Here is a 16494-nt window from a genome sequence, read left to right as displayed (position 1 = left end):
CTCAGGACGCGGCGCGGGTCTCGTAGCGCTCGGCGCGCTCGTCCGCGCGGTCGGACTCGCCGAGCGCGCGGATGAACAGGAACGCCAGCGCGATCCCCATGACGACCGACTGCTCGATCGCCATGATCGCCCCGGCCAGCGCCTGGTCGTCGGTCGCCGACAGGCCCCAGTAGCGCGGGCCCTCCTCGTAGACGGCGTACAGCGCGCTGGGCGCGAAGGTCAGGAAGATCCCGAGGATCCCGACGAGGACCTTCGTGACGACCATGTAGACGACCGGTCCCAGGCCGCCGAGCGCCAGGCGCGACCGGATCGGGGACAGCAGGTGCCACCAGTACAGGCCCCCGCCGAAGGTGAAGCAGATGTGCTCGAGCACGTGGACGAACGGGTGCTCGACCGCCGCGTCGTAGAGCGCCGGGATGTGCCAGATCCACATCACGCCGACGTACAGGACGATCGCGAAGACCGGGCCGCCGAACCAGCCCGCGCGGCGCTCCAGGGGGTGCAGGCCACGGGTGGCGGGCCGCAGCAGCACCTTCGTGAGCCCGAGGATCAGCAGGATCGGCACGATGTCCAGCAGCAGCACGTGCTGGACCATGTGCATCGCGAAGATCTGCTCGCCGAGGATGTCCAGCGGCGAGAACAGCGCGGCGCACAGGAGCACGATCCCCAGGAGGAAGACGCACAGCCGCCACACCGGGGCGTCGCGCGGGCCGCTGGCGGTCGCCCGGACCGCACGGAACCGCCACAGGTACGCGCCCAGGAGCAGGGCGACGAGGAGCGCGGGCCCGGGAGCGAACGTCCAGGACGTGTCGGGCGACACAGACATCGCACACGATCGTTGCAGGTGGGTGTGGATCCGTGACGCCGGGTCGGGCCACCATGGCGCGATGACCGCCCGCGACCTGCTGCACCTCCTCGTCCCACCGCAGTGCCTCGTCTGCCGCGCGCCCGGCCACGACCTCTGCGGGGCGTGCCGCGGCGCGCTGCCGTGGCTCGTCGGGCCGCGCTGCGCGCGCTGCGGCCTGCCCGCCCCGTGCGGGCGCCCGTGTCCCGCGGCGCTGCACGCCTACGCCGCCGCCTGGGCGCCGCTGGCGCACGAGGGCCCCGCGCGCACGCTCGTCACCGCCCTGAAGTTCCGCGGCGCGACCGCGGCGGCCGACCTGCTCGCCGCGGCGATCGCCGCGACCGCGCCACCGGGCCTGCTGGCGGGCGCGACGCTCGTGCCGGTGCCCGCGCACCCGGGCCGGGTCACGTCGGTAGAAGTGGTGTAGGAGGACACCGGGTCCGGACGTAGTCCGACCACCGTGGTGTCCATGCTCGTCGGTCCCTTCCACAGGATCGATGAATGGAGCACCACGATGGCCGAGGACCGGATGATGACCCCTGCCGATGTCGTTGCGCGAGCGATGAGCGGCGAGCACGGAGATCTGTTGCGCGACGCGGTCGCGCTGGTCGTGCGTGAGTTGATGGAGGCCGAGGTCGCGCAGCTGACCGGGGCGGGCCGCGGTGAGCGGTCCGAGGACCGCGTCGCGAATCTCAACGGGTACCGCCAGCGGGCGTGGGACACCCGGGTGGGGAGCATCGAGCTGGCGATCCCCAGGACGCGGTCCGGGCCGTCGTACTTCCCGAGCTTCCTGGAGCCTCGGAGCCGGTGTGAGCAGGCGATCGTGAGCGTGGTGATGGAGGCCTACGTCAACGGCGTCAGCACCCGCAAGGTCGATCGGCTGGTGGAGCAGCTGGGGATCGGGGCGATGAGCAAGGACCGCGTCAGCCGGCTCTGTCGTGATCTGGACGAGCTGGTGGCCGAGTTCCGTGAGCGCGAGCTCACGGACGCCTATCCGTACCTGTGGCTGGATGCCAAGCACGTCAAGGTCCGCGAGCGCGGCCGGGTTGTCTCGAAGGCGCTGGTGGTCGCCTACGCGGTCAATCAGGACGGGGTGCGGGAGGTGATCGGCCTGGATATCGGCCAGGTCGAGTCGGGCCCGTTCTGGGTGGCGTTCCTGCGCTCGCTGAAAGCCCGTGGGCTGCACGGGGTGCAGCTCGCGATCAGCGACCACCACGAAGGCCTGAAGGCGGCGATCGCGCAGGTCCTGGACGCGCCGTGGCAGCGCTGCACCGTGCACTTCGTCCGCAACATGCACGGCCACTGCCGCCGCAACGAGCGCGGCCTGATCAGCGCTGGCCTGCGCGAGGTCTTCCAGGCCGCCGACGGCACCGAGGCGCGCCGCCGCGTCGGCGAACTGCTCGATCGCCTCGCACCGGTCGCTCCGAAGGTCTGCGAGCTGCTCGATGCTGCCGAAGAGGACCTCCTGGCGTTCTACGCGTTCCCGAAAGCGCACTGGAGCAAGCTGCGCTCGACCAACCCGCTGGAACGGGTCAACAAGGAGATCGGCAGGCGTTCGGATGTCGTCGGGATCTTCCCCAACGACGCGTCCGCGATCCGGCTCTGCGGCGCCGTCCTGATCGAGCAGAACGACGAGTGGCTGACCTGCCGGCGCTACCTCTCCGAAGAGTCGATGGCGGTCGTCCTGGCGGGCCCCATCGAGGACGCCGACGAGGTCCACGACCTGGAGGTCGCGAGCCTTGCGGCCTGACCCCCTCCGCTGGAGGCTGCACGCGTTGGGGGTCTCGCCTCGGCTCGCCCTCCGGGCTCACCTCAGCGACACCCCCAACGCGATCCGAGAGGAGAAGAGCCCCCTCCACACGGCCTGACACGCCGCGATGTACCCGACGAGCGAGCTACACCACAACACGCGACTTGACTCCGGGCCGGCGCCGGCGCCGCGGCTACGACCACGCGGGCCTGCTGGCCCGCCGTCTCGCGCGTCGCACCGGGGCGCCCGTGGCCGCCGGGGCGCTGCGCCGCACCGGGGGGCGCGCGGACCACCAGCTCGGCGCCGGGCGCGCCGAGCGGCTTGCCGGCACGCGGCTGTCGGTGCACGCCCGGCCGGGACGGCTGCCGTCCGGTCGCCGCGTGGTCCTCGTCGACGACGTCCACACCACGGGCGCGACGCTCGACGCGTGCGCCCGCGCACTGCGGCAGGGCGGTGTCCCGGAGGTGCTCGCGGTGACCGCCGTCCGGGCCCTCCGCGGGGCCTGATCGAGCCCTTATCACAGATGGACGCAATGACGTGTTGCGGTTCGGTGCGGGTGGGGCTATGGTCGTCCCACACCGCCAACCCGACCCAGGAGGTCATGGGATGCAGATCGAGTGCAAGGGCCGCAACGTCCCGGTCACGGAGGACCTCCGTGAGCACGTGCGGAAGCGCTTCGCGAAGATCGAACGGCAGGTGAAGGGGGGTGTGCTGGAGGTCCATCTCTCCGAGGAGGCGAATCCCCGGATCCCGGAGCGGTTCGTCGTCGAGATCACGCTCCACATGAAGGGCTGCACGCTGCGGGCGCACGACTCCGCGCGCGACCTGCGCCACGCGATCAACCTCTGCGAGGAGGAGCTCGGCCGCCAGGTCAAGCGCCGCAAGGAGGTCCGCCGGCACCGTCGCGAGGCCCACGCCATGGGCGGCCTCGGCCAGCGGCTCGGGCAGCTGACCTGACCCACACGACCTGAACCCATGCGCCCCTTGCCGGGGGCGTCACGGAGGGCAGCAGGGCGCGGCGCGGCGCCGCCTCGCCGCCAGGCCCAGAGCCCTCTCACCCACAGCGTGCCCGCCGATTCCCACGGGGTCGGCGGGCACCGCTGCGCTGGTACCCTCGCTCCATGGGTCTCCTTGATCGCGCGCTGAATGCAGGCGAGAAGAAGCAGTTCAAGTCCTACGAGAAGCGCGTGGCGTCCATCGGGGCCTTCGCCGAGACGCTCGAGCAGGAGAGCGACGAGGTCCTGCGCGAGCGCTTCCAGGAGCTGAAGGAGCGCGTGCAGGAGGAGGGCGACTCGCTCGACGCCGTCCTGCCGGAGTGCTTCGCCATCACCCGCGAGGCGTCACGCCGCGCGATGGGCATGCGGCACTTCGACGTCCAGCTCATCGGCGGCATGGTGCTGCACTCCGGGCAGATCGCCGAGATGAAGACCGGTGAGGGCAAGACCCTGACCGGCACGCTCGCCGTCGTCCTCAACGCGCTCGCCGGCAAGGGCGTCCACGTCGTCACGGTCAACGACTACCTCGCCCGCCGCGACGCGTCGTGGATGACGCCGCTCTACCACTTCCTCGGGCTGACCGTGGGGATCCTGCAGAACATGCAGCCCTACGAGGAGAAGCGCGCCGCCTACGCGTGCGACATCACGTACGGGACGAACTCCGAGTTCGGCTTCGACTACCTGCGCGACAACATGGCCACGTCGCTGGAGGAGAAGGTCCAGCACGGCGGCCGCTACACCGAGGACGGCCGGCCGCTCGCGACCCACAACTTCGCGATCGTCGACGAGGTCGACAACATCCTCATCGACGAGGCGCGCACGCCGCTGATCATCTCGGGCGCCCCCGAGCAGGCGGCCGAGGACTACCAGCGGTTCGCGAAGCTCGCCAAGGTCATGGTCTCGGGCAAGAAGCCGGAGAACATGGACCCGCGGATGAAGAAGGAGTTCGTCGCGGACTTCGACTTCGAGTTCGACGAGAAGCACAAGACCGTCGCGGTCACCGAGCAGGGCGTCGCGAAGGCCGAGAAGTTCCTCGGCATCGACCACCTCTACCGGGCCGACAACGGGCACCTCGTCAACCACCTGATCCAGTCGCTGAAGGCGCAGTCGCTCTACCACCGCGGCGTCGACTACGAGGTGATCGACGGCGAGGTGAAGATCATCGACGAGTTCACCGGCCGCATCCTCGACGGCCGGCGCTGGTCGGAGGGCCTGCACCAGGCGGTCGAGGCGAAGGAGGGGGTGCGCGTCCAGGAGGAGAACCAGACGCTCGCCACCATCACGCTGCAGAACTACTTCCGCATGTACGACAAGCTCGCGGGCATGACGGGCACGGCGCTCACCGAGGCGACCGAGTTCATGAAGATCTACAAGCTCGGCGTCGTGCAGGTCCCGACCAACCGGCCGATGGTCCGCATGGACCAGAACGACCAGGTCTACAAGACCAAGGACGGCAAGTGGTCGGCGGTGGTGCGCGAGATCGCCGCCCGCCACGAGCAGGGCCAGCCGATCCTCGTGGGCACGATCTCCGTCGAGGTCTCCGAGATGCTCAGCGAGCGCCTGAACCAGCTCGGCATCAAGCACGAGGTCCTCAACGCCAAGCCCGAGTACGTCGCGCGCGAGGCGGAGATCGTCGCCGAGGCGGGCCAGCTCGGCGCCGTCACGATCGCGACGAACATGGCCGGCCGCGGCGTCGACATCAAGCTCGGCGGCAACGCCGAGCACCTCGCCGCCGTCGAGGTGCAGGGCAAGCTCGGGCTGAAGCCCGGCGACCCCGACTACGAGGAGACGCTCGCCCGCGTCCTGCCCGCGCTCGAGGCACGCGTCGAGGAGGACCGCCAGAAGGTGATGGACGCCGGCGGCATGTTCATCATCGGCACCGAGCGGCACGAGTCGCGCCGGATCGACAACCAGCTGCGGGGCCGCGCCGGCCGTCAGGGCGACCCGGGCGAGTCCCGCTTCTTCCTCTCCGCCGAGGACGACCTGGTGCGCCTGTTCGCCGGCGACCGGATCTACAAGATCCTCGACCGTCTCGGGACGCTCGACGCGGACGGCAACGAGGAGCCGATCGAGGCGGGCATGCTGTCCAAGCAGATCGAGAAGGCGCAGAAGAAGGTCGAGGAGCAGAACTTCCTCATCCGCAAGCGCGTCCTGGAGTACGACGACGTGCTGAACAAGCAGCGCGACGTCGTCTACCGCTACCGCGACGACGTCCTCGAGGGCCGCGACATGGGCGAGACCGCCCGTGAGAACCTCGGCGACGTCGTGCAGCGCCTCGTCGACGAGTACACGCCCGGCGACTACGTCGAGGAGTGGGACATCGACGGCCTGTGGACCGCGCTGGAGGACATCTGGCCGGTCTCGATCGACAGCGACCAGGTGATCGCGTCCGGCATCTCCCGCGAGGAGCTCGTCGACCGGCTCGCCGAGGACGCACTGGGCCGCTACGAGGCGCGCGAGACCGAGCTCGGCGACGAGCTGATGCGCGCCCTGGAGCGCTACCTGCTGCTGCAGATCATCGATCAGCGGTGGAAGGAGCACCTCTACGACATGGACTACCTGCGCGAGGGCATCCACCTGCGCGGGTTCGCCCAGATCGACCCGCTGGTCGCGTACAAGAACGAGGGCTTCACGCTCTTCGAGGACCTGATGAACACCATCTGGTCCGACTTCGCGCGCATGATCTTCCACGTGCAGGTCGAGGTCGAGGGCGAGGTCGCCGACCCGGCGCAGGCCGGCGCGGGCGACGGCCCGGCGCTGCAGAACGCGCAGTACTCCGGCGGGGCGGGCACGCAGCAGCCCAGCGCGCTGCAGGAGGCCGCGGGCGGCGGCGAGGTCCTCGTCGACGACGAGCGCGAGCTCGTCCCGGCCGTCCAGCAGCGCCGCCTCGACGACACCGAGACGACCGGGCGCAACGAGCCGTGCTGGTGCGGCTCGGGCAAGAAGTACAAGAAGTGCCACGGCGCCTGAGCCGCTGAGATGCGCCGTCGCACCGGCCCCGGGACGCTCAAGTCCGGGCCGGGCGACGCCGATGGGATCCGCGGATGGCGCCCTCGAACCCCGTAGCCGTGCCGTACGGCACGACACCCACCGAGCGGACGGTGATGGCGCACGCGCTCGCGTTCCTCTACGGGGCGGGCGCGCTGCTGGTCAGCACCACGCTGCTGCTGCCGCACTCCGCGAGCACCGAGGAGCTCGGCGTCGCGATCCCGTGCGTGCTGGCGGTCGGGGTCGTCGTGGCGCTGGTCGTCGGCGCCGGCCGGTTCGGCGTCGGCGTGCTGCAGACGATCCTCGCGCTCGGCACCGTCCTGATCAGCCAGTGCGTGCTGTTCGGGGGCGACGGGGCGGCCGCGTACGCGCTGATGTACGTGTGGATCGCGCTGTACGCCAGCTACTTCTTCCGGATCGGCGCGGCGGTCGCGCAGCTCGCGTTCGCCGCGGCCCTCTACGCGGCCGTGCTGGCGCTGCAGGACGACACGCCCGTGGCCGCGACCTACTGGCTGATGGGCATGGGGACCGTCGGGGTCGGCGGCGTCATGATCGCCCGCCTGACCCGCGCGATCCGCGCCCAGGCGGCCGACCTCGCGGCGGTCGCGCAGATGGCGAGCGGGCTCTCCGACGTGTCGGAGTTCGGCCGCAGCACCTGCGAGGGCCTGCAGCAGTCCGCGCGCGCCGACGTCGTGATCATGCTCGAGCCGCTGGACGACGGCGCCGGGATGCAGGTGACCGCGATGGCCGGGGCGTCCGAGGCCGGGCTCGTGTTCAACGGCGAGCCGGCGCGCGAGGCGCTTCAGGCCGCGTACCGCACGGGCCGGCCGCAGACGATCCTCACCACCGCGACGGGCCGCGGCCGCCACCGCTTCGACGGCACCGTCCAGGGGCTCGCGCAGCCGATCCTGCGCGACGGCCGCGCGGTCGGCGTCCTCGCCCTCGCCTGGACGGCGCCCCGGCGGGGCCTGGCCGAGCGCGTCGGCACGGCGGCGCTGCTGTTCGCCGCCGAGGCGAGCGTGGCCATCGACCGCGCCGAGCGGCTCAGCAAGGACCGCGAGCGCGCGGCCCTGGAGATCAACGACAACATCGTGCAGGGGCTCGTCGTCGCCAAGTACCTCGCGACGGCCGGGAACGTCGACAAGGCCGTCGAGGCGATCGACGAGACGCTCGGCCGGGCGCGGCGGCTGATCACCGACCAGCTCGAGGCGGTCGGGCACGGCGGCGGGCAGATCGCGCCCGGTGACCTCGCACGCCGCGAGGCGTCGAGCGTCGGCGACCCGGCCCGGGCCTGAGCCGCCCGGCGCTCAGCCGCGCGGCTTGCGCTGGCCGCCGCCGGGGAGCCGGTCGGCGACGCGGCCGATCCGCTCGACCGCGCCCTCCAGCGGCATCGCGAGCCCGATCGCCTTCTCGAGCAGCGGCAGCGCCTCGAGCACCTCCCGGGCGCGGTCGGAGACCTCCTGCGCGCGCTCCTCGAGCAGCACGCCGTGGGCGATCAGCTGCTCGCCCTGCGCGCCGAGGTGCTGACCGGTGCGCAGGATCGCGTCGGCGTGGCCCTCCATCCGCTCGCCGAGCGCGAGCATCGCGTCGGTCCGCTCCTCGATCCGCTCGCCGAGCGTCAGCAGGGCGGCGGTCCGCTCGTCGATGCGCTCCCCGAGGGTCAGCAGCCGGTCGATCTGGTCGGACGCGCGGACCGCGACGGTGGCGAGCTGGTGCAGGTCGTCGAGCGCGCGGACGAGGAGCTTCGGCGGCACCACGAGGGGGCTCAGCACGTTCACGCGACCGACCATAGCGCCCGCGCGGTGCTAGCTTCGACGGTCGATGTCGACCCCCACCTCCAACGAGCCCACACCGCAGCGCCTGCAGGCGATCCGCACCCAGTTCGACGAGCTCCGCGCCCACGTGCAGCCCGACGCGCTGGCCGCCCAGCTGACCGAGCTGGAGCAGGAGATGGGCGCCGCGGGCTTCTGGGACGACCAGGAGCGCGCCCCGAAGGTCAGCGCCGAGCACGCGCGCACCACGAAGCGGCTCGAGGGCTTCCGGGCGCTGGAGCGGGACGTCGAGGACCTCGACGGGCTCGCCGAGCTCGCCGACGAGGACGAGGAGCTCGCCGCCGAGCTCGAGGAGCAGATCGCCTCGGTCACCGCCCGCCTGGCGGAGCTCGAGGAGGCGCGGCTGTTCTCGGGCACCTACGACGCCGGGGACGCGCTCGTGACCGTCAACGCGGGCGCGGGCGGCACCGACGCGCAGGACTGGGCGGAGATGCTGCTGCGCATGCAGATGCGCTGGGCGGAGTCGCGCGGCTTCCGGGTCGAGCTGCTGGAGGCCAGCCCGGGGGCGGAGGCGGGGATCACCACCGCGACCTTCCGCGCCGAGGGCGAGAACGCCTACGGCCTGTTCAACGCCGAGAAGGGCGTGCACCGACTGGTGCGGATCAGCCCGTTCGACTCGCAGAACCGCCGGCAGACCGCGTTCGCGGGCCTGGAGGTCGCCCCGATCGTCGACGAGGTCGGGGACGTCACGATCGAGCCGGACGACCTGCGGGTGGACACCTACCGGGCCTCCGGGGCGGGCGGCCAGCACGTCAACAAGACCGACTCGGCCGTGCGGATCACGCACCTGCCGACCGGGGTGGTCGTGCAGTGCCAGAACGAGCGCTCGCAGTCCTCCAACCGCGAGACCGCGATGAAGATGCTGCGCGCGAAGCTGCTCGAGAAGGCCGAGGCGGACCGCAAGGCGGAGATCGCGAAGGCCAAGGGCGAGTCGGAGTCCGCGTCCTGGGGCTCGCAGATCCGCTCCTACGTGCTGCAGCCGTACACGATGGTCAAGGACCACCGCACCGGCCACGAGGTCGGCGACGCGCAGCGCGTGCTGGAGGGCGACCTCGACGGCTTCGTGCGGGCGGAGCTGCTGCGGGCCGCGGGCAAGGCGCCGACCGCCGCGGGCGGCGACGACGAGGTCTGAGCGCCGGTGCTCCACGGGGAGGACCAGCCGCGCGCGCCGTACCTCGACGCGGTCGTCGGCTACGGGTTCCGCGGGCCGGGCCGCTTCCACGTGCCCGGCCACAAGGGCGGGCCGGGCGCCGACCCGGGCCTGCGGCACGCGATCGGCGACGACGCGCTGGCCCTCGACGTCCCGCAGGACATCCACGGGATCGACCTCGGGTCGTCCCCGACCCCGTACGAGCAGGCCGAGCGGCTCGCCGCCGACGCCTACGGGGCGCAGCGGTCGTTCTTCCTCACCAACGGCGCCACGCAGGGCAACCACGCGCTCGCGCTGGCGCTCGCGCCGCTGGGCGCGAAGGTCGTCGCGCAGCGCAACTCGCACGCGTCGCTCGTCGACGGCCTCGTCCTCAGCGGCGGCCTGCCGTCGTTCGTGGCGCCCGAGGTCGAGTCCGAGCTCGGCATGGCGCACGGCGTCGACCCGCAGCGCCTGGACGAGGCGCTGACGCGCGCGGGGGAGGGCGTGACCGCGGCGTTCGTCGTGTCCCCGACCTACTACGGGATGTGCGCGGACGTCGCCGCGCTGGCGCGCGTCGCGCACGCCCACGGCGTGCCGCTGGTGGTCGACCAGTCCTGGGGGCCGCACTTCGGCTTCCACCCCGACGTGCCGCAGAGCGCCCTGCACCTCGACGCCGACGCGGTCCTGACGTCCACCCACAAGATCGTCGGGGCGCTCACGCAGAGCGCGATCCTCCACGTCGCCGACACCGGCCGCATCGACGCGCAGGCGGTCGCGCGGACGCTGCGGCTGCTGCGCTCGACCTCGCCGTCCTCGCTGCTGATGGCCTCGCTGGACGCCGCGCGCCGGCAGCTGGCGATGCACGGCGAGGCGCTGCTGCACGAGACGCTCGCCGCGATCGGCCGCACGCGCGAGAAGCTCGGCACCGTCCCCGGCCTGCGCGTGATCGGCGCGGACTTCGTCGGCACGCCCGGGGTCGCGGACTGGGATCCGCTGCGGATCGTCGTCGACGTGCGCGGCACCGGCGCGACCGGCCACCGCGTGGCGGACGCCCTGCGGCGCGCCTACGACGTGAACGTCGAGCTCGCCACGAACGCGACGTTCGTGCTGCTCGTCGGGATGGCGGAGACGCCGACGGCGCTGGAGCGCGTGGCGGGCGACATCGACGAGATCGTCAAGGTCGTCAGCGTCGAGGGGACCGGGGAGGCGCTCGTGGCGCCGCCCGCGGTCGTCGAGAACGAGATGGTCGTCCCGCCGCGCGAGGCGTTCCTGGGCCGCGCCGAGCGCGTCCCGGTCGACGACGCGGTCGGGCGCGTCTCGTGCGAGTCGATCGCCGGCTACCCGCCCGGCATCCCGGCGCTGCTGCCGGGCGAGCGCATCACCGCGGAGACCGTCGCGTACCTGCGGGCGCTCGCGGCGAGCGGGTCGCGGCTGCACGGGGCCAGCGACCCCGCGTTCGCGCACGTGCACGTGCTCGCCGCGGACTGACTGCCATCCTCCCGGCCATGGAGATCGAGGACCTCGTCCGCGCCGCCCTGGCGGAGGACGTCGGCACCGGGGACGTCACCGCGCTCGCGACCGTCCCCCCGGGACCCGCGCCGTCGCGCGCATCACGCTGAAGGCGCCCGGGGTGCTCTCCGGCTTCGCGGTGGCCGAGGCGACCTTCCGCGCCTGCGACGCGGACGTCGCCCTGGACTGGCACGTCGCGGAGGGGGAGCGCCTGGCGCCCGGCACGCTGGTGCTGACCGCCACCGGGGACGCCGCCGCGCTGCTGGCCGCCGAGCGCACCGCCCTGAACTTCCTGCAGCGCCTCAGCGGCGTCGCGACGCTCACGCGCGCCTACGCGGACGCGGTCGCGGGCACGTCCACGCGGATCCTCGACACGCGCAAGACGACCCCCGGGCTGCGGCTGCTGGAGAAGGCCGCGGTCGCCCACGGGGGCGGCACGAACCACCGCGTCGGCCTCTACGACGAGGTGCTCATCAAGGAGAACCACGCGGCGATGGCCGGCGGCGTCGGCGCGGCGGTCCGCGCGGCGCGCGAGCGGTTCCCCGACCTGCCGCTCGTGTGCGAGGTGCGCGACCTGGCCGAGCTCGACGAGGCGCTGGCGGCGGGAGCCCCGCGGCTGCTGCTGGACAACTTCGACGAGGCGGGGCTGCGCGAGGCCGTCGCCCGCGTCGGCGACCGCGCGGACACCGAGTCCAGCGGCGGCGTCACGCTGGACAGCGTCCGGGCCCGCGCCGCGACAGGCGTAGACTTCATCTCGGTCGGTGCGCTGACCCACTCGGCGCCGGCCCTGGACCTGTCCCTCATCCTGGAGCCCCTGACGTGAACCTTCCGATGGCCCCGGTCCGTGGCGGTGTCGCCGCTCCGTCCCCCGAGGAGATCCACGCCCTGCAGAGCGAGGTGCGCGCGCTGGCCGCCGAGCGCGGCGCGGTGATCCTCGCCCACAACTACCAGCTGCCGGAGATCCAGGACATCGCCGACTACGTCGGCGACTCGCTCGGGCTGTCGCGGCAGGCCGCGGCCTCGGAGGGCGACCCGATCGTCTTCTGCGGCGTGCACTTCATGGCCGAGACGGCGTCGATCCTCTGCCCGGAGAAGACGGTCCTGATCCCGGACCTCGAGGCGGGCTGCTCGCTGGCCGACTCGATCACGCCCGAGGAGCTCCAGGGGTGGCAGGCCAAGCACCCCGGCGCCGTGACGGTCATGTACGTCAACACGACGGCCGAGATCAAGGCGCTGACCGACTACTGCGTCACGTCGAGCAACGCCGTGAAGGTCGTCGAGCACATCTACCGCGAGCACGGCCAGGACACCGAGATCCTCTTCGGGCCCGACATGTTCCTCGGCGCCTACGTGGAGAAGTCGATCGGCCGCAAGATGCACGTCTGGGACGGCGAGTGCCACGTGCACGCCGGCATCCGGCCGTCGGACATCACCACGGTGCGCGAGGCCAACCCGGGCGCCGACTTCCTGATCCACCCGGAGTGCGGCTGCTCGACGAGCGTCATGGAGTACGTGGCCGCCGGGGACGTCGACGCGACCGGCGTCCACATGCTGTCCACGGGCGGGATGCTCGACTACGCGCAGGAGGCCAAGGGGGAGCGGCCGCACGGTCGTCATGGCGACCGAGACCGGCATGCTGCACCCGCTGCAGCTCGCCGCCCCCGACGTCGACTTCGTGCCCGCCAACGCGGAGGCCAGCTGCCGCTACATGAAGATGATCACGCTGCCGAAGCTGCGGGACTGCCTGCGTGACGGCACCGGGGTCGTGAAGGTGCCCGCGGCGATCGCCGAGCGGGCGCGCGTGCCGATCGAGCGGATGGTCGCGATCGGCTAGCGCCCCGGGGCGCGGGCGCGCCGACGTGGCCGTCGGCGCGCGCCCCGTGGACCCGGTCGGGTCCGCTCAGTCCTGCTCGTCGGAGACGACGTCCAGCCAGGCGAAGGTGCCGTCCTCCAGGCCGGAGGCGTGCAGCCAGGTGCCCTTCTGGACCGCGCCGTCCGGGCACGCGTCCTCGTCGGCCGTGTCCGCCGCGTCGCCCTCGTCGGTGGGCGCGTCCTCGGTCGGGACGTCCTCGACCGGCGCGCCGTCGGCCGGGAGGTCCACGAACGGCACGTCGACGGGGGTGCCGTCGTCCCCGGAGCCGTCGTCCTCGGCACCGGCGGACCGCAGCGCCGGGAGCACCTCGTCGACGAGCTCGACGACGTCGCCGACCGCGTCACCGGCCTCGTCGGCCAGGTCGTCCACCAGCGGCAGGTCGAGCACGCCCGAGAGCCAGTCGTCGGCGGTCCCGCAGCGCGACACGGTCTCGTCGGTGACCGTCGCGCGCGCGGTGCGGCCGCCGCCGAGGTCGATCGTCACGGTCGTGCCGGAGACGCGGCGGACCCGGCCGGCGCCCTCGCGGCCGTCCTTGACGCCGTCGTCGTCGGTGTCGGCCTCGCCCGCGTCGTGCCCGGTCGGGCCCTCGAAGCGGTTGCGCAGCCCGTCGCGGTCGCTGTCCTCGCGGCCGTCGGGTCGCCCGTCGCGGTCGGAGTCGCGGCGGCGCGGGTTCGTGCCCGCCTGCCACTCGACGAGGTTCGTCAGGCCGTCGTGGTCCTGGTCGCGGGCGTCCTGCCCGGCGACGAGCGCGAGCTTGTGGCGCTTCTCCCAGGAGTCGGGGATGCCGTCGTCGTTGCGGTCGCGGGTCGCGGCGCCGGCGACCGCCGGCAGCGTGAGCAGGATGGCCGCCGCGGCGGCCAGGGGAGTCGTGCGCAAGGGGACCTCCGTGTCCGGGCGGGCGGGATGCCCGCGCTGCGAGGGGTCTCGGACGCTCAGGCGCCGGGGTTGAGCAGGTCCAGGCCCTGCTCGACGGCTGTCCGAACGGCGGGCAGCGCGGCGCGCTTGCGCTCGAGCTCCACGGGGGTGTAGCAGTGGACCTCGGCGCGGTCGCCCATCTCCTGGGCGTCCCAGAGGCTGCCGGCCTGGTAGACGCGCTCCAGCCACGGGACCCCGTCGAAGCCCGCGGACACGAGGACGACGACGAACTCCTCGCCGCGCTCGCGCTGCAGGCCGGCGCCGCGCCGGTCCGCGACGCGCGCCCCACCGAGGTGCGCGGCGCTCAGCGGCCAGCGGTCACCGACGCGCTGGACGTAGCGGCGCAGCTCACGGTCGTTGATCGCCTCCACGACGGTCACCGCGGGGCAGTGTGGCGCAGGCGGGCCGCCCGCGCCACCCCGGGGATCAGAACTCGTCGGCGTCGTGCGGGCCGACGCAGGCGACCGACAGGGTCTGCGGGTCGACCTTCTTCGCGATCGCCGCCACCTCGTCGAACGTCACGGCGTCCAGCGCCTCGATCGCCCGGTCGGGATCGAGGTCCTCGCCGTGGACGATCGCCTGGTTGGCGGCGTAGCGCGCGACCGCGTTGGTGTTCTCGAACGCGAGGACGCGGCGGCCGGCCGCGTAGGCGCGGGCACGCTGGACCTCCTCCTCGGTGGGGCCGTCGGCGTGCAGCTCGGCGACGATCTCCTTCATCCGCGCGTACGCCTCGCCGCACTTGCTGGAGTCCAGGCCGGCGCTCAGCTGCAGGACCGGCACGTCCGCGTACGCGTGGTCCATCGCGTAGACCGAGTAGCAGAGGCCGCGCTGCTCGCGGATCTCGTCGAACAGGCGGGAGCCCATCGAGCCGCCCAGCAGCGTCGAGTAGATCGTCATCGCGGCCCGCTGCGCACGGTCGTCGACGTCGATGTCGGGCCGGTAGCTCATCCGCAGGTGCGACTGGTTGCTGTCGCGGCGCTCCACGAGCGTCTGCGGCACGAACGCGGGCGCGGGCTCGTAGGGCTCGGGCTCGCCGATCGTGGGGAACCGCTCGAACAGCGCCGCGGTCGCCCCGTTGGCCGCCACGTGGTCGGTGTTGCCGACGATGAACGCGCCGCCGCGCGCACCGGTCCAGCGGCGCTCGCGGAACGCCACGATCGCGTCGCGCGTGAACGTCCGCAGGTGCTCGGCGGGGCCCAGCACGGAGCGGCCGAGCGGGTGGTCGCCGAACGCGGCCCGGTCGATCAGGTGCTCGGCGACCGCGGACGGCTGGTCGTCGTAGCGGGCGATCTCCTGGATGACGACGCCGCGCTCGCGGTCGAGCTCGTCCTGGTCGAGCTTCGGTCGGCCGACGAAGTCGGTGAGCAGGTCGATCGCGTCGGGGGCGCTCTCCGCCCGGACGGTGATGTGGAACGCGACGAGGTCGTGGGAGGTGTACGCGTTGAGCGAGCCGCCCATCCGCTCGGCGGTCTCGTTGACCTTGCGGTAGTCGTCGTACTTCTCGCCGCCCTTGAACACGAGGTGCTCGAGGAAGTGCGCCATGCCGTTCTCCTCGGGCCGCTCGGTGCGGGCACCGGCGTCGAACGCCACGAGGATCGTGGTGGCACGCGTGCCGTCGAGGTGGATGCGGTGCAGCGGGAGGCCGTTGGCGAGCGTCTCCGAGGCGATCTGGGGCATGCACGCAGTGTAGGCAGGGCGCCGTGCAAGGCCCCGTGCACCGGCAGGGAAGACCGCCCGGGTTTGCAAACCTCTTGGACGATGGCCGCCACGGAAGCAGACCTGCGCGCGCGCCGCCGCGCAGCCGCCAAGACGCCCGACACCCGCCAGCGCGCGGCCGTGTCCCCGCCGCCGACGTCCTCGTCGGTGATCGACTTCCGGGGCGTCTCCAAGACCTACGAGTCCGGCGACGTCGGTCTCGAGAACGCGACGTTCTCGATCGACCGCGGGGACTTCGTGTTCCTCGTCGGGCACACCGGCTCGGGCAAGTCGACGATCATGCGCCTGCTGATCAAGGAGCACGAGCCGTCCTCCGGCTCGATCCGGGTCGCGGGTCGCGACCTCGGCGACATCGACGCCAAGAAGGTCCCGTACTACCGCCGCAACCTCGGGATCGTCTTCCAGGACTTCAAGCTGCTCCCGAACCGCACCGTGTACGAGAACGTCGCGTACGCGCTCCAGGTGACCGGCTCGGGCCGCAAGGAGATCCGCGCGAAGGTGCCGGACATCCTGCGCCTCACGGGCCTCTCGACGAAGCTCCACAACTACCCGCACCAGCTGTCGGGCGGCGAGCAGCAGCGCGTCTCGGTGGCGCGCGCGTTCGTCAACCACCCGCCGCTGCTGATCGCCGACGAGCCGACCGGCAACCTCGACCCCGAGACGTCGATCGGGATCATGCAGCTGCTGTACCGCATCAACCGCGCGGGCTCCACCGTGCTGGTCGCCACGCACGACCACGCGATGGTCGACCGCATGCGCCGTCGCGTCATCGAGCTGGAGAAGGGCCGGATCATCCGCGACGAGATCGCGGGCGGCTACCGCCAGCGCGAGGAGTCGACCGCCGAGTTCGGCGCGCTGATGCGCGGCGAGCCGGCGCCCGCCCCGCGCCGCCGCGCGGACGACGACGACTTCGACTCCGCCTTCCGCGACTAGGGACACGCAC

15 protein-coding genes and 1 pseudogene are annotated in these 16494 nt (G+C 72.6%); 11 read left to right on the top strand and 5 right to left on the bottom strand.

Translation table 11 applies throughout. The features are described from left to right. Position 1: 1 nt before the first annotated feature. Positions 2 to 826 (bottom strand): cytochrome c oxidase assembly protein, encoded by an 825-nt coding sequence (locus tag GKE82_RS07355; RefSeq protein ID WP_154732856.1) that lies wholly within the window; start codon positions 824 to 826, stop codon positions 2 to 4. 61 nt (positions 827 to 887) lie between these two features. Here GKE82_RS07355 and GKE82_RS07350 point away from each other — a divergent pair, with 61 nt between their 5' ends. The 6 genes from GKE82_RS07350 to GKE82_RS07325 all read left to right on the top strand — a co-directional run bounded on the left by GKE82_RS07350 (position 888) and on the right by GKE82_RS07325 (position 7872). Further along, a complete protein-coding gene (locus tag GKE82_RS07350; RefSeq protein ID WP_154732855.1) occupies positions 888 to 1271 on the top strand; it encodes a double zinc ribbon domain-containing protein in 384 nt (127 codons plus the stop codon). An 87-nt stretch (positions 1272 to 1358) separates the two neighbouring features. Then, positions 1359 to 2594, top strand: a complete 1236-nt coding sequence (locus GKE82_RS07345) for an IS256 family transposase (RefSeq protein WP_154735015.1) — start codon at positions 1359 to 1361, stop codon at positions 2592 to 2594. A gap of 164 nt (positions 2595 to 2758) precedes the next feature. Beyond that, on the top strand, positions 2759 to 3100 hold the full coding sequence (locus tag GKE82_RS26835) for a ComF family protein (protein ID WP_196189102.1): 342 nt from the start codon (positions 2759 to 2761) through the stop codon (positions 3098 to 3100). A 100-nt stretch (positions 3101 to 3200) separates the two neighbouring features. Continuing rightward, the gene (gene hpf / locus GKE82_RS07335; RefSeq protein WP_107569282.1) at positions 3201 to 3551 is read left to right on the top strand and encodes a ribosome hibernation-promoting factor, HPF/YfiA family; all 351 of its coding nucleotides are present in this window, start codon (positions 3201 to 3203) and stop codon (positions 3549 to 3551) included. Positions 3552 to 3715: 164 nt separating this feature from the next. Beyond that, positions 3716 to 6559, top strand: coding sequence for a preprotein translocase subunit SecA (secA, locus tag GKE82_RS07330; protein WP_154732854.1), 2844 nt, complete (start codon positions 3716 to 3718; stop codon positions 6557 to 6559). 74 nt (positions 6560 to 6633) lie between these two features. Further along, on the top strand, positions 6634 to 7872 hold the full coding sequence (locus GKE82_RS07325; RefSeq protein WP_154732853.1) for a GAF domain-containing protein: 1239 nt from the start codon (positions 6634 to 6636) through the stop codon (positions 7870 to 7872). A gap of 12 nt (positions 7873 to 7884) precedes the next feature. Here GKE82_RS07325 and GKE82_RS07320 read toward each other — a convergent pair whose 3' ends face one another. Next, positions 7885 to 8355: a hypothetical protein gene (locus tag GKE82_RS07320; RefSeq protein ID WP_154732852.1), complete on the bottom strand. Its 471-nt coding sequence runs from the start codon at positions 8353 to 8355 to the stop codon at positions 7885 to 7887. Between the two features lie 43 nt (positions 8356 to 8398). On the opposite strand from GKE82_RS07320, the gene prfB reads away from it, so the two are divergent. The 4 genes and pseudogenes from prfB (at position 8399) to nadA (ending at position 12881) form a co-directional block, all read left to right on the top strand. Beyond that, complete coding sequence (gene prfB / locus GKE82_RS07315; RefSeq protein ID WP_107569290.1) at positions 8399 to 9541, top strand: peptide chain release factor 2; 1143 nt, start codon at positions 8399 to 8401, stop codon at positions 9539 to 9541. A gap of 6 nt (positions 9542 to 9547) precedes the next feature. Further along, complete coding sequence (locus GKE82_RS30625) at positions 9548 to 11026, top strand: aminotransferase class I/II-fold pyridoxal phosphate-dependent enzyme (RefSeq protein ID WP_154732851.1); 1479 nt, start codon at positions 9548 to 9550, stop codon at positions 11024 to 11026. A gap of 142 nt (positions 11027 to 11168) precedes the next feature. Further along, positions 11169 to 11870 (top strand): carboxylating nicotinate-nucleotide diphosphorylase, encoded by a 702-nt coding sequence (gene nadC / locus GKE82_RS07305; RefSeq protein WP_309233481.1) that lies wholly within the window; start codon positions 11169 to 11171, stop codon positions 11868 to 11870. 8 nt (positions 11871 to 11878) lie between these two features. Next, positions 11879 to 12881: pseudogene (gene nadA, locus GKE82_RS07300) on the top strand (quinolinate synthase NadA). 66 nt (positions 12882 to 12947) lie between these two features. Here the strand turns inward: nadA and GKE82_RS07295 are convergent. From GKE82_RS07295 to GKE82_RS07285, 3 genes are read right to left on the bottom strand one after another with little or no spacing between them, the layout of a single operon-like run. Further along, positions 12948 to 13796 carry a hypothetical protein gene (locus GKE82_RS07295; protein WP_154732850.1) on the bottom strand — a complete coding sequence of 283 codons (849 nt, stop codon included), beginning with the start codon at positions 13794 to 13796 and terminating at the stop codon, positions 12948 to 12950. 56 nt (positions 13797 to 13852) lie between these two features. After that, positions 13853 to 14215 carry a hypothetical protein gene (locus GKE82_RS07290; RefSeq protein ID WP_107569305.1) on the bottom strand — a complete coding sequence of 121 codons (363 nt, stop codon included), beginning with the start codon at positions 14213 to 14215 and terminating at the stop codon, positions 13853 to 13855. Between the two features lie 46 nt (positions 14216 to 14261). Continuing rightward, entirely contained in the window at positions 14262 to 15512 is a 1251-nt protein-coding gene (locus GKE82_RS07285; RefSeq protein ID WP_107569307.1) for a pitrilysin family protein, read from the bottom strand. 81 nt (positions 15513 to 15593) lie between these two features. On the opposite strand from GKE82_RS07285, the gene ftsE reads away from it, so the two are divergent. Then, positions 15594 to 16484: a cell division ATP-binding protein FtsE gene (gene ftsE / locus GKE82_RS07280; RefSeq protein ID WP_154732849.1), complete on the top strand. Its 891-nt coding sequence runs from the start codon at positions 15594 to 15596 to the stop codon at positions 16482 to 16484. The last annotated feature ends 10 nt before the right edge of the window (positions 16485 to 16494 follow it).

Origin of the sequence: Conexibacter sp. W3-3-2, assembly GCF_009707605.1 — a bacterium.
GTDB lineage: Bacteria > Actinomycetota > Thermoleophilia > Solirubrobacterales > Solirubrobacteraceae > Paraconexibacter > Paraconexibacter algicola.
Note: the sequence above shows the minus strand (reverse complement) of the source record. Positions and strands in the feature narration are given on the sequence as shown.